Here is a 15,303-nt window from a genome sequence, read left to right as displayed (position 1 = left end):
CGTCACGAAACTTTTGGTCATTGTGGAATCAATTCAACACTGCCAAATCCCTTATCTGCATTTTCACCACCACCACAGATGGACAAAATGCTGAGCCATGGCAGCAGTGTCTCGTCGACTGACAATGTCACATCACCATTCCAGACAAGTGCATTGAACATTCCACCATTTCCTCTGCTTGAAAGCTTCAGTCGCTGCGGTTCAATACGCACTTGGTCAATTGAAAATGCTGTCGGTAGCAGTGCATTGGTCACGTGATGCGCGAGATGACAGGTCAATTTTTGCCAGGTAGCCTCTCGTGAACATAGTGCAGTAAATTTTTTTGCTCGCTCACGCAAGCTTTTGCCAATCTCGTGTGCTATCGCGATAGCATCAGGCTTACTTTCCAAAGATGTTATTGTTCGTTTGCTTTTAAAAACCAACCAGGGTGTTACGAACACCAAGCGCCAGTGCTTTGTGCCACGAAATTCCAAATCCCCATAATGGGTGACGTCGGTTGATAATACCGCGTCCAGTCCATGATGTTCACGTAAGCAACGTGCCGCCCAGTCAAGTTCTTCACAAGCCGTTTCACCTACGGAAATCAGGTGTAATTCTTGTACACTTGGCCGCCACTGTAGAAACATCGTAGCCATGCGCCATTTTTGTGCACCACCTCCGATTTGAGCCGGAAACAAGACATCCGCCCGACAGCAGTTACGATCCACCATAGCGCATGAATTACCCGACTCTACGCAACTCACCGTTGTCGCTGCGGCACAATGTTCGCGCCAGGCACGCGCTCGCAGGATGTCACTCAAAACTGCAGTACCATGCGCGGGTGCCAGAGTTGATGCAGGGTAACGCAGTATGGATACTGGCAATGTGCGCCATAGCTCAACCAGGTCTTGTGCGCCACGCACCTTGATTGAGTGCTCAGACTTTTTCATTATTCTGCTTGATCCATATTTCCTGGCTAAATTGATCAGATTTTTTTTTAAGAATATCCGACACTGTTTGCTGGCTGAGACCTAGCAGTTTACCGATCTCTTTTTGACTACGTCCCTCAGCTTGAATCCGGCGAGCGATAGCGGAACGGATTATATTAAGTATGTCATCCAGCTTCGGTCTTCCCGGACCAAACTCTAACCCGACAAGTATTTCCCAGGCATGTGCGAGCACTTCATTTGCACTCTTTATTTGTCTTGATCGTTCGTAAGCTAAGCGATCAATATGCGCACCGGAGCTTTGTGCAGCCGCTGTCGCCAATAAGGATTTCAGATCGTGTAAATTCCGTGGATATAAATCAGTCTGTAAATCATGCTGCAATCGTTCCTTCAGTTTACCGTTCATCAGCCCAAGCTGTCGCAACAGTGCTTCACTCAATGCCACGACGTCGCTACGCGCACCCAGTGAGGGCAGCTCGATATGGATAGCGCCGCGCAACCCATCATGTGTCAATGTGTTCAATGTTGCAGCAGGCGTATGGTCTGTGCGGAATGTGGCTGCAATGGCGATTTTTGAATATTTTTCTGACAGATTTGTCAATTTTTGCAACGCTTTTTCTGGCCAGGCATCAAGATGCCTGATCAGCAGTGTACCTGTTTGAGCAGAGCCAATTTCTGGTTCTTTTGACCATTCTGTCCATTTAATCATTTCGCCACCATGCCACTTGGAAAATTGTTCACTGGCGTGCCATTTACCGCTGCCGCTCGGTCCTTTTATCAACAATCGCTGAGGCATCTTTCTGTTGGTTGCTGCCCTATGTATCGCAGCAAAACTCGCTTTCACATGGGGATCATCAAACACGGTATCGGGTATTAACTGTCGCCTGGCTCTGTCTGATAATTTGGACAAGCTTTTTGTACGTGCACGTTCATGAATCCCGCGAGCAGCTAATACATAAGGTGGGTACACTTCCAGAACATCATTTTGAATCGAAGTCTCGAACATGCGCACATTTTCCAGCGGCAGACAATTGGCAGCAAGCAACAATGTAAACTTCATAGCAGGTGTGCCTGAAGATAGATGAAAAATCACTTCATTATTACGTTGCGCGCCTGAAGTCGGTATCTTCTTCCAAACAATCTCATATAGTGCGTTCAGGTCAGTAGGACCTTCAGGCAGAACAATTTTACGCCGCTCTACTGCCAGCCCATCAAGTCCCATTTGTGGCAATACTTGCTGCAGCTTTTGGTAAAATTCATATCGATCAGTCTTACCATCGAGATCATCATCAAATAATAGTAAACATGTCTGATGCAGCGAAAGTTTTGGCTCGAGACACGAAAGATGTGTTAACAGTCTTAGAATAGGACTGATATTTTCTCCTTGAGACTCAATATAATTAAGATCGGTTCTGCCAATAAACGAAATGACCAGGCGTTTTTTTATTTTTTTCTTAGATAGTATAGTCATGAGATATTTGCCCAGAGAGCGATACGCCTGATTTACACAGTAGCAAGGAATGAAGCAGTATTTTTGGCATATCTTGTGGCAATGCCGCGCCTTCTATGGAGATAGAGAAAAGCATTTTCAACCAGATGCCGTCGTTTATAGCGTTCCTTGTCGTAAGACCTTTGTGCTGTACGATTCTTTTTTGAGGAGATTACGATTTCCATACCCTGCCTTCTTGCCTGTTCAATAGTTGCATTACTAGCATAACCGCAATCGCCAATAGATAATCCACATCAGGTCCTTCGATTAAGCGATTAGCCCGCGGGTAATCCGCTGTGGTGCCTTGTGTAATAAAAACGCTGACTGGCACACCATGCGCATCCACGGCCAGACAAATGAACCTCAAGCAGTGCCCATACTTCATCTGATATAGCATGCCTACGATGTGAGTGTGTCATATGAAATCCTTTCTTTTTTACAAGCCGCTCATATTTTTTTCCATAACTTGATTATGAAAAAAAATATTCAGAAAGCGGGGTTTTTTTGTTCGAATCCACAAGTATCAAGTCACCCATCGAAAATAATTCAGGAGGAAAATTTTTCGGATTCTTTTTTTGCACACCGGTTTCTACCATATATTCCAATAAACTGCGAACAAGATAGCGTTGCGACGTCTCTAAATTGCGGATCTTATCCAATATGAGCAAGGCATATTCCGCATTCTGGCTTTGTGCTGCACTTGATCTGAGCATGCGCTCCCCTAAACCGTCTGTTTCATCCAATGCACCGAGTATCAGATTTGGCTTCTGCAACACAGATATTTTTTCAATCAAATTCATCCAATCAAACCAACGCTTAAGCGGTTCGGGAGGATTCCCCTTAGTCCGCTGGTAAAGTTCGACAAAGGTTTCTCTCACTGATTGACTCAGGATAACGGCATCATTAGGATGGCAAAGAAGGCAATCGTGAATGCTGCCAATGTCTGTCACACCTGAAGCTTTAGCGTCCAATAGCGTCATAGCTAAATGAGTGGCGTCCAGGCTATGAATCAAGTTGGGTAATAAAGAAGATTTTTGCTTACTGGATTCGACCCCATCTCCCAGGCGCTCTACACCGATAGTAATTTTCTTGGTGCCTAAACTTGCCGTTACAGAGCTTCCTCCAAGCTTAAACTTATCCTGGCATACCGGAAAACCAAGCGGAGTCAACCATAGCAGCGGCAGACCGGCACAGGCATCCGCAATATCTTCCAACCAACCGGCAAATTTATCGACAGATGGATATTTTTTCGATAACGCAAATCGTAAATGGTGAACTATCGTCAGTGCTACATAACTTGCCAGCGCGGTTAGTTCGATTAATTCCTGCCATGCTTCTTGTTTTTCAATAACATCACTACAAAAAGCCTTTTTACGTAAAGCCTTATAATGAGGCTTACTGCAGTTGATAACAAATTTTTTCTGTTTTTTACCTTTACCCTTCTCGTCCCAGGGAATCAATTGTGCAAATTGATTATAAATCGCGGTATCTTTTTCGTTCTCTTGTTCCTTTGTTTTACGCCATTCCTCAAAAACCAGCTCAGCAATGGCTTCAAGTACGAAACCAGCTTGCGAGGTTTCACTCGCACCGTAAGGAATGGTCATGACAATTTTTTTTGCAGTGTCACGATTTAGCCATTTCTGCCGATTCTGATTATTGACAAGCCAGGCATCAGCCAGAACGAGTCCTTTCTCATGAATACCAACACCAAGCTTCCTCAGTTTGCCGAGTTGACCAATTGTTGTAACCGCTTCGTTCGCCAGCTCAATGTATATATCACTTGGAAGGTTATCATTGCTCGGCATCACATTGACTGCGCGCGCCAGTCCTTCGTCACAGGTTAGCGCTGATATATGCTGTAATCCATTACAGGTGCCATCTATCTGTATGGGTAAATGGATAGATTTCTGCGGATCATTTTTCCATTGTTGATATGTCAGACAAAATGCAAGAAACTGCATTGGCTTGGATGCAACGTCTCGCCAGAATGATTCTTGAAGCGGTGCTTTCGCACTAGCCAGGATTTCAGATTCATGATCCACTACCCATTGCTCGCGCTCATCAAGCGTAAGCACCTGCCTGTCCGTTATTCCAAGATCTGACAAAATCTGTGTACGCCGCACCAAATTCGCGCCATGCCGACATAGCGCACTAATGCCCTGCTCGTTAAGCGGTTTACCATTGGCAAATTCAAACAATGCTCGCTGCATATCGCCCCCTTGCGGTGTTAACCAGGGTGTTTCAGCGTAGATACGGCCACGATAATCTGCTTTCCACGGCAGGTAGAATACGGTTCTGGAGCCTTCATCAGTTATTTGGCTCAATTCATCAAGCGCTTGGCGTGACAGGATATGATCGAGAAATTCACCGGACCGCTCAAAGTGTTTGCGCTTTTCAGCTGCATCGGGTTCATAAAATGCTTTGGCAATCCATTCGCGCAGACTGTCGAGTTGTGCAACATTCAAATCATAATCCATGACAAGTGGATTTGCAGCCTGTTCGCTTTCTTCAACATTTGTTTTCTCCCGGATGGCATATTTTTTAGCCAGATCATTGAAGCATTTTGCCCAATGCAACACTGTCAGGTTTATGCGCCAGGGTACGGCCTGCTGGACATTAATTGCTTTAATGTATTGTTTAAATTGCTTGGCCATATAGTCAGTTTTTATGGCACCCGCATGGAATTGGTACAAAAAATTATTTGTAGAGCGATATTTGATGAGTTCAACACAAAAAAAATTGTCACCATTACTGGCGATTGGATTAATATCGCCAATTTCATACTGAACTGCTTGTCTGAGCGGTTGCAGGGTATAGCGATACGGTAATTTCGTTAAAAATGATTTGATTCGCTGTGTGAAATCGTCTGAGCTGACTCCGATGTAATAGCGTTCCCATTTTTCGTTATCAGGCCTAAGTTTTTCCACGATAATCCAACCATGCATTGCCACAAGCAAACTTTCTAGTAATACCTTGGCCAATAGCTGATAGATCTCGGATTTTGTCGTTTTATCATTGACATCATGATCCCGTAACCAACGCCAGGTACCTTGTTGCAACAAGGAAGCAATGATGTACACCACTTGCGTGTACGCAGCCCGTCCTTGTTTAAATTTTGTAGCTATATCAGGATATTTTTCATCGTTTTCACTTTCAAAACCCAATTCCTTCACAAATGATTCTGCCAATGCTTGGCATAATCCCTGAATAGCCACACAAAATACAACTTCGAAGGATGCAGGCACTTGTTGGGAATCCAAATCAACTAGCTTGGCAGCTTGGATATCTTCATCTGTAAGTATCGCTTGCCTCAAGGAATGGACCGACAATTGTGAAGCTGAAAATTCTCTCAGCTGTTTTGTAAATACTACTAACATCTGGTCATAACTATAATTGTTATTATCAGTGTTATTCGTATCGTCAAATAGATGGCGTTTAATGTACTCCACTAGCACGCGTTGCATTGCACCACTGCGTGCAACACCTGGCGCCACTTGTCCATACTGCAAATCTGCTGAAATCCACATTGATAGTGTCATGCCAAATCTCCATATTTAACGCAAATCAACTTTGCTTTTAACTAGATTTCTTGATGATTAATGATTACGTTGATACTTATCTTAAAAAATGGTGATTTTAGGCACGATTTTCTCAACAATTTATTATCACCTATTCTATATGATAGAGACTTTTGAAAAGCTCTCTGGGAGTGTCTTCATCTTCAGCAAATACCGCATCAAATTGGCCGGCTGGTGTAAGAACCTTATAAATGGTATCCATCATGATTGCTCTCTTGATAGTTGATGGGACTGTCTCGTAATGAGACCTTTGCCGAGGCTTTTTTTGGATACGGAACCGTAACAACATAATCATAGTCAGGGTGAGAAAACTGATAGTGACTACCACGCACCCGAATTTCTTTCCATCCGGCTTGCTTCATTTCCTTGATGAGTTACTTACTGTTCATCATGTGTATGACACACACATATTAAAAATAATATCAACATAATGGGGCTCCGTGGAGAAACCCCTTGTTGGCATTAAAATATTGGCAGACGGCAAACATAAAGAAGAATTGGATATCGCATTGAAGGAATTGGTGACGGAGCTTGGAGGTCAATTGGCATGGTTTAATAGACCCGGACACCCCGGTTGAGAGAAAATATTCTTAACTGGAGGAAGAGATGGTAGCAAAAAAACAATATACAAAAGAATTTAAATTAGATGCAGTAAGCTTGGTATTGGATCAGAGTTATACAGTTGCAGAAGCTGCATGTAACCTTGAGATCAACGCCAACATGCTCAGGCGATGGATCAAGGAATACCAGGCGGATAATGATGGGCAGGCATTTCGAGGGAATGGAAAGTTAACGCCGGAACAAGAGGAAATTCGACGTTTAAAGTTAGAAAACAAGCAGCTTAAGATGGAGAAACAAATACTAAAGGAGGCGGCGGTCTTCTTCGCGAAAGAAACGAAGTAAAATATTCGTTCATCACCCAAAAGAAGAAGACCTATCCAGTTGGCATGATGTGTCGGCTGTTTAGGGTGAGTCGTAGTGCATATTATGATTATGTTCGGCGTCGAGCAAATTATTTTGATAATTCGTATCACATCAAACTCATTGATATTATTTTTGATATTGCAGAATCCAGCCATTATACCTATGGTAGCCGTAGAATAAAGAAGGCTTTAAATGCAATAGGTTATACGGTTAGTCGGTGGAGAGTTCGAAGCCTGATGAAAGAGACTGGAGTTCAGGTAAGACACCGGAAGAAGTACAGATTAACAACGAACAGTAATCATAAACAACCGGTATTCGATAATAAGTTGAATCGACAGTTTGATGTTGCTGGCCCAAATCAGGTGTATGTTGGTGACATCACATACATCTGGACGCAAGAAGGTTGGTTGTATTTGGCGATTGTAATTGATTTGTTTTCCAGAAAAATAGTTGGTTGGGGTATGAGTTCAAGAATGAAAGCGCGGTTGGTTTGTGATACGTTGAGGATGGCCATATGGCAGCGTCGACCACAAATTGGTTTGATTGTACATTCGGATCGCGGGTCACAATATGCCAGTAAAGAATATCGAAGATTGCTAAAAGATAATGGTTTTATAGGAAGCATGAGTCGTCTGGGTGATTGTTGGGATAATGCTGTTGCAGAAAGTTTCTTTGGCAGCCTAAAACAGGAGCGTGTCCAATGGAAAAGCTATCAGACCCGCTATGAAGCACAGCAGGATATATTGCAGTATATTTCCATGTTCTACAACAGTTACCGACTACATTCATATCTGGGATACAAAAGTCCAAATCAATATGAAGCAGAAGCCGCAAAAATGATAAAAGTCGCTTAACTGGGGTGTACGGTTTTACTTGACCATGTCACCAGAAAGAGGCCCAATGCACCCAGTCAGAATAATTGTTATTCAACTCATTGCAAAACCAATTAGAAATAATCTTTTCTTGGTTTAAATACTCGAATCCCACTGCGGCCACATCAAGACTATGATAAACCAGTGGGTGCCACTTCTGTTTACCTTGGTAGTTCTGATCTGCTTTACCCCAGTACTTAAAAACCAGTTCCTCTAGCGACTTCATTATTTTCTAATTCGAAGGATTTTCATGTGTCATGGCATTATTGCTTTTTTTCTCAGTTTTATCGCATTAGCTATTGGTAGTGAATTTGGCATTCTAAGCACATTTCCAATAAGAAGCTGCAAATCTCCCTGCTTAATATCAAAAAAATGCGATTTCCGTTAGATATAACCTTATTACGCATGTTGATACGTAACATATCTCATTGATTTATAAATATATTGAAAAATGATGAGAAAAGAGGTGTATTTGCCGGGCATAATCACTGGCCGACCCATTTTCTCTATCGTTCCTTGAAAAATTTTTCGCAAGAACAAGCGCCCGATTGGCGTGAGTTGGAACGGAGATCTCCGTAAGGCCACGGTGGATAAGAATAAGACCGCTGCATAACTGTGTTTTTGAGCTTTTCTGATTACTTGCAGCATTGATAACTCAAGCACTTAAAAATCTTTCCCAGCTCGAAATAACCAGTTATGTAGCGGCCTTAGAATGGCTCCAACCTCCATAATCCGATGGTAAATCCCGTCACGGTGCGCCCGTGCGTATAATCCAGAGAACGGCATTAATGAACTGGCGATTATCTCTAGCTATACCTCCCCAAGCGCCTTGGCGGCCAGGTAAAGGAGTCTCAAGCAGCGCCCCATACTTCTTCTGATATATTTATTATGCCTACGATGTGAATGTGTCATATTTTTAATCTCATGACTGCACTATCTAGCGAAATAACAAAAAGAATTGAAAAGCTTCGGAAAAAGAAAGTTAATCAGAAAGAGTCGAATGAATTGACAGAGCATCATTCTCAGGAACATAATAGAAGCCATGCAACCATGCAACCATGCAACCATGCAACCATGCAACCATGCAACCATGCAACCATGCAACCATGCAACCATGCAACCATGCAACCATGCAACCATGCAACCATGCAACCATGCAACCATGCAACCATGCAACCATGCAACCATGCAACCATGCAACCATGCAACCATGCAACCATGCAACCATGCAACCATGCAACCATGCAACCATGCAACCATGCAACCATGCAACCATGCAACCATGCAACCATGCAACCATGCAACCATGCAACCATGCAACCATGCAACCATGCAACCATGCAACCATGCAACCATGCAACCATGCAACCATGCAACCATGCAACCATGCAACCATGCAACCATGCAACCATGCAACCATGCAACCATGCAACCATGCAACCATGCAACCATTTTTATTTATTATGACGTCGTGAGTTAGTAGATTCATGACGCAATAACGCTATGAAGAAGATTGCTTTTCTTGCCCAAAAGGGTGGAAGTGGTAAAACAACACTCGCAGTACATACAGCCGTAGCTGCTGCTGAATCTGGAGAGATTGTCGTTGTCATCGACACCGATCCTCAAAAGAGCGCCACAGTTTGGGGTAATTCTCGAATGCAGGAGACACCTATTGTTGCGACAGCTGTCGCTACTGATCTAGGTCGTGTGATTGAAGCTGCCATTCAGGAGCAAATGACATTAGTAATCGTTGACACTGCCCCTCATGCAGCCCCAGCCGCTACGCATATCGTTCGTGCTGTCGATTTAGTAGTTATCCCTGTTCGTCCCACTGCTTTTGACGTTGCTGCTGTCGGGAGTGCTGTTGATATTGTCAAGGCAGCAGGTGTTCGTGCAGTGTTCGCTTTGTCAGCCTGTCCGTTTCGCTCACCAGAAATTGCAGAAACTCGGATTGTATTAGCGGAGTATGGTTTGCCAGTGGCGCCAACTGAAATTATTGATCGTCGCGCTTTCGCGCGTGCGATAGCTACAGGCCGATCTGTCACTGAATTTGAGAGTGATGGAAAGGCTGCAATTGAAATTCGCGCTTTTTGGGCGTGGCTTAGGGAGGAATTAAAATGAGTAGTAAAACAATAGGACTTGCGGCCTTTACAAAAAAAGGGACTGCTGATATTCAGCAAACTTCAGACGATCAAGGGGGGGAGCCAATAGGCAGAACCCATAAACGCGGACGAGGAAAAGGCGAAGTGGTTGCTCTCACAATTCGTTTTTCTCGTGCAGATTGGGAGCGTGTGCATCAACTTGCGGTATCTGAGGGAGTTAGTATCCAGCATCTAGCTATTAGTGGGATATCTAAGATTTTTGAAGAAAAAGGGCTTGCTGGATTGAAGCTGTGACTGCATGATTTTATGCAACCATGCAACCATGCAACCATGCAACCATGCAACCATGCAACCATGCAACCATGCAACCATGCAACCATGCAACCATGCAACCATGCAACCATGCAACCATGCAACCATGCAACCATGCAACCATGCAACCATGCAACCATGCAACCATGCAACCATGCAACCATGCAACCATGCAACCATGCAACCATGCAACCATGCAACCATGCAACCATGCAACCATGCAACCATGCAACTAGCTTCTATCCATTGAATTTTGATGTTTGCATTTTTATCCATCGTGACCTTTTCAGGAACGCCATTGGCTTGTATGGCTTTTTCGAAGAAGCGTTTAGCAGCAGCCTTATCGCGCTTGGCCGTTAATAGAAAGTCGATCGTTTTACCATCCCTGTCCACAGCGCGATAGAGGTATGGCGTGGTTTAATAGACCCGGACACCCCGGTTGAGAGAAAATATTCTTAACTGGAGGAAGAGATGGTAGCAAAAAAACAATATACAAAAGAATTTAAATTAGATGCAGTAAGCTTGGTATTGGATCAGAGTTATACAGTTGCAGAAGCTGCATGTAACCTTGAGATCAACGCCAACATGCTCAGACGATGGATCAAGGAATACCAGACGGATAATGATGGGCAGGCATTTCGAGGGAATGGAAAGTTAACGCCGGAACAAGAGGAAATTCGACGTTTAAAGTTAGAAAACAAGCAGCTTAAAATGGAGAAACAAATATTAAAGGAGGCGGCGGTCTTCTTCGCGAAAGAAACGAAGTAAAATATTCGCTCATCACCCAAAAGAAGAGACCTATCCAATTGACATGATGTGTCGGCTGTTTAGGGTGAGTCGTAGTGCATATTATGATTATGTTCGGCATCGAGCAAATTATTTTGATAATTCGTATTACATGAAACTCATTGATATTATTTTTGATATTGCAGAATCCAGCCATTATACCTATGCTAGCTGTAGAATAAAGAAGGCTTTAAATGCAATAGGTTATACGGTTAGTCGGTGGAGAGTTCGAAGCCTGATGAAAGAGACTGGAGTTCAGGTAAGACACCGGAAGAAGTACAGATCAACAACGAACAGTAATCATAAACAACCGGTATTCGATAACAAGTTGAATCGACAGTTTGATGTTGCTGGCCCAAATCAGGTGTATGTTGGTGACATCACATACATCTGAACGCAAGAAGGTTGGTTGTATTTGACGATTGTAATTGATTCGTTTTCCAGAAATATAGTTGGCTGGGGTATGAGTTCAAGAATGAAAGCGGGGTTGGTTTGTGATACGTTGAGGATGGCCATATGGCAGCGTCGACCACAAATTAGTTTGATTGTACATTCGGATCGCGGGTCACAATATGCCAGTAAAGAATATCGAAGATTGTTAAAAGATAGTGGTTTTATAGGGAGCATGAGTCGTCGGGGTGATTGTTGGGATAATGCTGTTGCAGAAAGTTTCTTTGGCAGCCTAAAACAGGAACGTGTCCAATGGAAAAGCTATCAGACCCGCTATGAAGCACAGCAGGATATATTGCAGTGCATTTCCATGTTCTACAACAGTTACCGACTACATTCATATCTGGGATACAAAAGTCCAAATCAATATGAAGCAGAAGCCGCAAAAATGATAAAAGTCGCTTAACCGGGGTGTACGGTTTTACTTGACCATGTCAGTCTTGGGGCTGAAGCGGCCATCGATCTGGTACGAAATTCAGAAATCTTTGTTGCCATGTTTGTTCAAGATGGGTAACTTGATCAGCGCACCTAGTACCGACAAACTCTTACTCTTACTTACGATGTAATCAACGTCACCAACCAGATACACCGCATCACGAGCACGGGAAATGGCAACGTTCATTCGCCGGTCATCAGCGTAAAACTTTGCAGGCCCGGTATTTCTAACAAATGAAAAAAACACGATATCAGCTTGCCTACCTTGGAAAGCATCTACAGTATCGACTTCCACCGTGATGGTCTCTCTAAAGTCGTGTTTCTTTAATGCCTTGCACAACTCTTTGCTCTGGGCGCGGTATGGCGTGATGAGGGCTACACTGATTTTTCGCTCGATCTTGGCTTGCAGGAGGCGTTCATTTATCTCAGCAAGGCGGTCCATAATAATTCGGATCTCAAAACAGTTGATTAGAATCTTCTTCTCCTCACCCCGCTGAGCAGGTACGCGGTAGCCATTGGACTTGTATGTAAGCCAACCAAAATCCTGAAATTCATGATCGGTTTCCGTGCGATGGTGCTCAAGCTCTCCTTTGTAGAAGTGGTGAGAGATGAACAGACCAATATCCGGAAGCATGCGGAACTGCTTGCCCAGGGTTCCTTTCATATTTGATGGCAGGTTCTCAAAGAGTCGCTCGATAACTCCGTTTCGGATCAGCCCCTCCTTATTATCGTTCATTTGCTCCAGAACTTCTGACTCTTCCGTACAGAACGTAGGCGGTAACTGTTTGTGGTCGCCGACCAGAATGCACTTCTTGGCCACGCTCATAGCCATGAGCCATTCTGGCATAGTAGCCTTAGAGCATTCATCGACGATGGCCAAGTCGAACATCTGAGTTTCTCTATCCCTCAGGTGGTCAATCTGATTGCAGGTGACGCCAATCACCTGGTGCATTTCAGCAAGGCTGCGGGCTTGCCAGCGAGCAATAGAGGGAACACCGCTGTCATTCTCTACACATGCAGCCAGATCAGTCCATAGCTGCTTGGTCAGCTCTGGAGCTGCTTCGTGAGCCTTGTGCCAGAGAGTATCCGCTCGTGTTAGCGCATCTGCCTGCGGAGTTTTTTCGCATTCAAACTCAGAAATAGAGAACTTTGGGTAGCGCAAGATTGATTCCATAAGCTCGGTGGATGCCTCATTTGCTAGGCGGTCTAAAGCATTATCAACGGCCACGTGAGTTTCAGAGCTAATCAAGATACGAACATTGGGCTTAGCTTTTATTAACTGCAGGACGATTTCCACAATTGCCGTTGTCTTGCCAGTACCTGGCGGCCCTTGCATGAAGAACAGGTCTTCGCTGGCCAAAGCCTTGAGGATTAGCTTGAAGGCAGAATCGTTGGGCTGGTAGCTTTTTTGGATAGGCTGAGTCGGGTGGATCGACATGGAGGTTGAACCTTCCCGGGCTTTAAACTCCGCAATAAAGCTATCTACGCTGGCTTGTGCCTCAGACGATCTTTTGTTCGGAACGCACTCATCTTCAGCGCTGTAGCTCTCATCGGGCAAAGAGATGTTGTCGCCGCCTTCCTTGGCTTGGTTGCTATAGTAATATTGCAGCAGTCGGTTGTGATTGATATTGCAGTTCGTACCGGCGCGAAAGCCTAGTAGATATTTGATTTGACGCTCCAGCTTCGGCTTGGTTGCTTTATCAGCATTGCCAAGCAGTGCCGTGAGATACTCAAGCCAATGGTCGATGTGATCGACGAAATCAATGGATACTTCGGGCTCGATGTGCAAATTCGGTTGTTGTTTGCTCATTTAAACTCCAGGGGTACTTATGTTCAAGAGTGTTTCCACGCCAGCGGGATTCTTGCAACCAAGTTTGTTTAAGAGTACTCGGCGTATTGCTGGTGCCTTTGCGTCCTTCAAACTCAACGGGAGCACAAACTTGCCTTTTAGTAGCTCAAAGACAATATCCATGTCAGGATGAATCGAAAGCGTGCCGAGATTATTTTCTGCCATGTCAGCAGTAATCAGCGCATCGATTGCCAAGGCAATTCTAAAGGTTGAGAATTGAGGCAACGCGGCCAGCAGTTTAACTTTGGTATCGTAACCAGCAGCGATAGCCTTAGCGACTGCGGTGATGGCTTCCTTGATATCCTGATGTCTCCAGTAAAACTGCAGTTCAATTTGTGGATGCATTCTCAATCCTATTTTGTTTTTTCTCCCAGTATTCGCGCTTTTGCTTACTGGTGTTGATGCCGAAGGCGAGCCAGGCATTGAATTCGCGGTCAGAGTTCAGGATTTCACGCATTGCATCAATGGCCACGTCGGGATGCAGTAAGGGTTCAATGCGAGCGATATAGCCGTGTAGCTCATCGCGGCGGGTGCCAATGAGAGATTGAGCCGCACGGCGTTTATTTAGATCCTCCCATGCATCATCAGCTGCGTGCTTCCAATGATCTCTTAGAGATTTGTCGTTTTCAAAGCTATCTGGATATTCTTTGGTGTCATGTGCCTTTTTCACACGAGATGCATAGCGCTTGCGCTGCGCTTCAAGCTCTTTGTGATTTTCACTGGCACATGAGACGCTCTGTTTTGCTACTTCTATAAGTTTTTTGATTTCAGGCAATGCTTCGGTCTTCCTAAGATTGCTAATCCAGTCGTTGACATAGCTGAGTTCGCTAACCTCAAATGCATAGTAGGCTTCAAACTTCTTGGCAATCTGACTCCAATGCTCAACGCACAACTTATGTTTGTCAATCAAAGCCTTTTTGTTGGCTTTATGCTGTTGGTCCACGTATTCTTTTCTGTTAGATAAATCAGTACGCTCAGTACATAGCTCACGTCTGTCTTTTTTAAGAACTTCGAGATGGCTTTCAAGACGCTTGAGCTCATTCTTGAATTCATCGTGATTAGATTTCGAGGTGCGATCAATGCGATCCTTTGTTTTCTCAACAAAGTCGTTGGTGACCGTCAGCTTCCGTGCCGCAGTAAATTCCCGCCATGCATGTCGCCCCTGGCGCTGAGATAGTTTACCCAGCTCGGAAATATATGCATCGAGCAGGCTAATCGTGGTGACGACGGCACTAAGCTTCTGAGAGACGATATCGATCTCTTGCTGACACAAATCGACGCGCATCCAAGAGTCCACGCAAGTGAGCGTGAAGCTTTGAAACTGATTGAGTTCTGGCAAATAATCTGCAGTTATCTCCTCTAACTGCTCATTCATAAAGTCAATGTAAGTCTTCAGCTCTTTATTGCGTTTTTCTTGATGAGCTTTGATTTTGTGTGAACATTCACTCTTCTTGTTTTGGATACGCTTGCTGGCAGAGGCTTTGGCCCGGTCTAGTTCACGGATCAGCGATTGTGTGCGCGCTTCTTCTTTTTCCAACTTGGAGCTGGCCCAGTAATAGGCTACGGATTTTAAAAACATA

At 44.3% G+C, this 15,303-nt stretch carries 14 protein-coding genes and 4 pseudogenes; 5 read left to right on the top strand and 13 right to left on the bottom strand.

Annotation, left to right across the window (positions count from 1 at the left end):
* Positions 1-17: 17 nt before the first annotated feature.
* The 5 genes and pseudogenes from BUQ89_RS13045 to BUQ89_RS13025 form a co-directional block, all read right to left on the bottom strand.
* Positions 18-929 (bottom strand): hypothetical protein, encoded by a 912-nt coding sequence (locus BUQ89_RS13045; RefSeq protein WP_028462371.1) that lies wholly within the window; start codon positions 927-929, stop codon positions 18-20.
* Positions 916-2,397, bottom strand: coding sequence for a hypothetical protein (locus tag BUQ89_RS13040; protein WP_028462370.1), 1,482 nt, complete (start codon positions 2,395-2,397; stop codon positions 916-918). The genes BUQ89_RS13045 and BUQ89_RS13040 overlap by 14 nt, the downstream gene beginning before the upstream one ends.
* A 32-nt stretch (positions 2,398-2,429) precedes the next feature.
* Positions 2,430-2,773, bottom strand: a pseudogene (locus tag BUQ89_RS13035) (transposase); the annotation flags it as partial.
* A gap of 112 nt (positions 2,774-2,885) precedes the next feature.
* Complete coding sequence (locus BUQ89_RS13030) at positions 2,886-5,954, bottom strand: DNA-directed RNA polymerase (protein WP_028462369.1); 3,069 nt, start codon at positions 5,952-5,954, stop codon at positions 2,886-2,888.
* A 224-nt stretch (positions 5,955-6,178) separates the two neighbouring features.
* Positions 6,179-6,355: a type II toxin-antitoxin system HicA family toxin gene (locus tag BUQ89_RS13025; protein ID WP_177183626.1), complete on the bottom strand. Its 177-nt coding sequence runs from the start codon at positions 6,353-6,355 to the stop codon at positions 6,179-6,181.
* A gap of 78 nt (positions 6,356-6,433) precedes the next feature.
* Here BUQ89_RS13025 and BUQ89_RS13765 point away from each other — a divergent pair, with 78 nt between their 5' ends.
* Complete coding sequence (locus BUQ89_RS13765; protein WP_177183627.1) at positions 6,434-6,571, top strand: hypothetical protein; 138 nt, start codon at positions 6,434-6,436, stop codon at positions 6,569-6,571.
* 28 nt (positions 6,572-6,599) lie between these two features.
* Positions 6,600-7,771 (top strand): IS3 family transposase gene (locus BUQ89_RS13015; protein WP_143772736.1). Its coding sequence is split into 2 segments (ribosomal slippage): positions 6,600-6,849 and positions 6,849-7,771, totalling 1,173 coding nucleotides; the frame shifts between segments, so codons are not numbered across the junction.
* Between the two features lie 28 nt (positions 7,772-7,799).
* On the opposite strand, the gene BUQ89_RS13010 is transcribed toward BUQ89_RS13015, so the two are convergent.
* The 3 genes and pseudogenes from BUQ89_RS13010 to BUQ89_RS14320 form a co-directional block, all read right to left on the bottom strand.
* Positions 7,800-8,015, bottom strand: a complete 216-nt coding sequence (locus tag BUQ89_RS13010) for an HD domain-containing protein (RefSeq protein WP_028462537.1) — start codon at positions 8,013-8,015, stop codon at positions 7,800-7,802.
* 525 nt (positions 8,016-8,540) lie between these two features.
* Positions 8,541-8,672, bottom strand: a pseudogene (locus BUQ89_RS13635) (IS5/IS1182 family transposase); the annotation flags it as partial.
* A 99-nt stretch (positions 8,673-8,771) separates the two neighbouring features.
* A complete protein-coding gene (locus tag BUQ89_RS14320; RefSeq protein ID WP_245813065.1) occupies positions 8,772-9,278 on the bottom strand; it encodes a hypothetical protein in 507 nt (168 codons plus the stop codon).
* 14 nt (positions 9,279-9,292) lie between these two features.
* On the opposite strand from BUQ89_RS14320, the gene BUQ89_RS12995 reads away from it, so the two are divergent.
* Together BUQ89_RS12995 and BUQ89_RS12990 are read left to right on the top strand one after the other, a co-directional pair.
* Positions 9,293-9,910 (top strand): AAA family ATPase, encoded by a 618-nt coding sequence (locus BUQ89_RS12995; protein ID WP_028462572.1) that lies wholly within the window; start codon positions 9,293-9,295, stop codon positions 9,908-9,910.
* Entirely contained in the window at positions 9,907-10,185 is a 279-nt protein-coding gene (locus BUQ89_RS12990) for a hypothetical protein (RefSeq protein WP_028462573.1), read from the top strand. Before BUQ89_RS12995 ends, BUQ89_RS12990 begins: the two co-directional genes overlap by 4 nt.
* Before the next feature lie 10 nt (positions 10,186-10,195).
* Here the strand turns inward: BUQ89_RS12990 and BUQ89_RS14705 are convergent, their stop codons facing one another.
* Positions 10,196-10,435: a hypothetical protein gene (locus tag BUQ89_RS14705; RefSeq protein ID WP_245813064.1), complete on the bottom strand. Its 240-nt coding sequence runs from the start codon at positions 10,433-10,435 to the stop codon at positions 10,196-10,198.
* A 32-nt stretch (positions 10,436-10,467) separates the two neighbouring features.
* Positions 10,468-10,611: pseudogene (locus tag BUQ89_RS12980) on the bottom strand (DDE-type integrase/transposase/recombinase); the annotation flags it as partial.
* 63 nt (positions 10,612-10,674) lie between these two features.
* On the opposite strand from BUQ89_RS12980, the pseudogene BUQ89_RS12970 reads away from it, so the two are divergent.
* A pseudogene (locus BUQ89_RS12970) lies at positions 10,675-11,845 on the top strand (IS3 family transposase).
* A 69-nt stretch (positions 11,846-11,914) separates the two neighbouring features.
* Here the strand turns inward: BUQ89_RS12970 and BUQ89_RS12965 are convergent.
* Genes BUQ89_RS12965 through BUQ89_RS12955 form a run of 3 tightly spaced genes read right to left on the bottom strand, consistent with a single transcriptional unit; the run spans position 11,915 to position 15,302 of the window.
* Positions 11,915-13,684 (bottom strand): DEAD/DEAH box helicase, encoded by a 1,770-nt coding sequence (locus tag BUQ89_RS12965; protein WP_028462576.1) that lies wholly within the window; start codon positions 13,682-13,684, stop codon positions 11,915-11,917.
* Positions 13,685-14,068 (bottom strand): hypothetical protein, encoded by a 384-nt coding sequence (locus tag BUQ89_RS12960; RefSeq protein ID WP_036574295.1) that lies wholly within the window; start codon positions 14,066-14,068, stop codon positions 13,685-13,687. It abuts the gene before it with no gap.
* Complete coding sequence (locus BUQ89_RS12955) at positions 14,052-15,302, bottom strand: hypothetical protein (RefSeq protein ID WP_028462578.1); 1,251 nt, start codon at positions 15,300-15,302, stop codon at positions 14,052-14,054. Before BUQ89_RS12955 ends, BUQ89_RS12960 begins: the two co-directional genes overlap by 17 nt.
* Between the last annotated feature and the right edge of the window lies 1 nt (position 15,303).

The organism is Nitrosomonas cryotolerans ATCC 49181 (assembly GCF_900143275.1).
Classification (GTDB): domain Bacteria; phylum Pseudomonadota; class Gammaproteobacteria; order Burkholderiales; family Nitrosomonadaceae; genus Nitrosomonas; species Nitrosomonas cryotolerans.
Note: the sequence above shows the minus strand (reverse complement) of the source record. Positions and strands in the feature narration are given on the sequence as shown.

What these genes read in the sequence shown, in the direction of transcription:
- BUQ89_RS13045 (WP_028462371.1), bottom strand. Translation starts at nt 929, where the DNA reads ATGAAAAAGTCTGAGCACTCAATCAAGGTGCGTGGCGCACAAGACCTG.
- BUQ89_RS13040 (WP_028462370.1), bottom strand. Translation starts at nt 2,397, where the DNA reads ATGACTATACTATCTAAGAAAAAAATAAAAAAACGCCTGGTCATTTCG.
- BUQ89_RS13030 (WP_028462369.1), bottom strand. Translation starts at nt 5,954, where the DNA reads ATGACACTATCAATGTGGATTTCAGCAGATTTGCAGTATGGACAAGTG.
- BUQ89_RS13025 (WP_177183626.1), bottom strand. Translation starts at nt 6,355, where the DNA reads ATGAAGCAAGCCGGATGGAAAGAAATTCGGGTGCGTGGTAGTCACTAT.
- BUQ89_RS13010 (WP_028462537.1), bottom strand. Translation starts at nt 8,015, where the DNA reads ATGAAGTCGCTAGAGGAACTGGTTTTTAAGTACTGGGGTAAAGCAGAT.
- BUQ89_RS14320 (WP_245813065.1), bottom strand. Translation starts at nt 9,278, where the DNA reads ATGAATCTACTAACTCACGACGTCATAATAAATAAAAATGGTTGCATG.
- BUQ89_RS12995 (WP_028462572.1), top strand. Translation starts at nt 9,293, where the DNA reads ATGAAGAAGATTGCTTTTCTTGCCCAAAAGGGTGGAAGTGGTAAAACA.
- BUQ89_RS12990 (WP_028462573.1), top strand. Translation starts at nt 9,907, where the DNA reads ATGAGTAGTAAAACAATAGGACTTGCGGCCTTTACAAAAAAAGGGACT.
- BUQ89_RS12965 (WP_028462576.1), bottom strand. Translation starts at nt 13,684, where the DNA reads ATGAGCAAACAACAACCGAATTTGCACATCGAGCCCGAAGTATCCATT.
- BUQ89_RS12960 (WP_036574295.1), bottom strand. Translation starts at nt 14,068, where the DNA reads ATGCATCCACAAATTGAACTGCAGTTTTACTGGAGACATCAGGATATC.
- BUQ89_RS12955 (WP_028462578.1), bottom strand. Translation starts at nt 15,302, where the DNA reads ATGTTTTTAAAATCCGTAGCCTATTACTGGGCCAGCTCCAAGTTGGAA.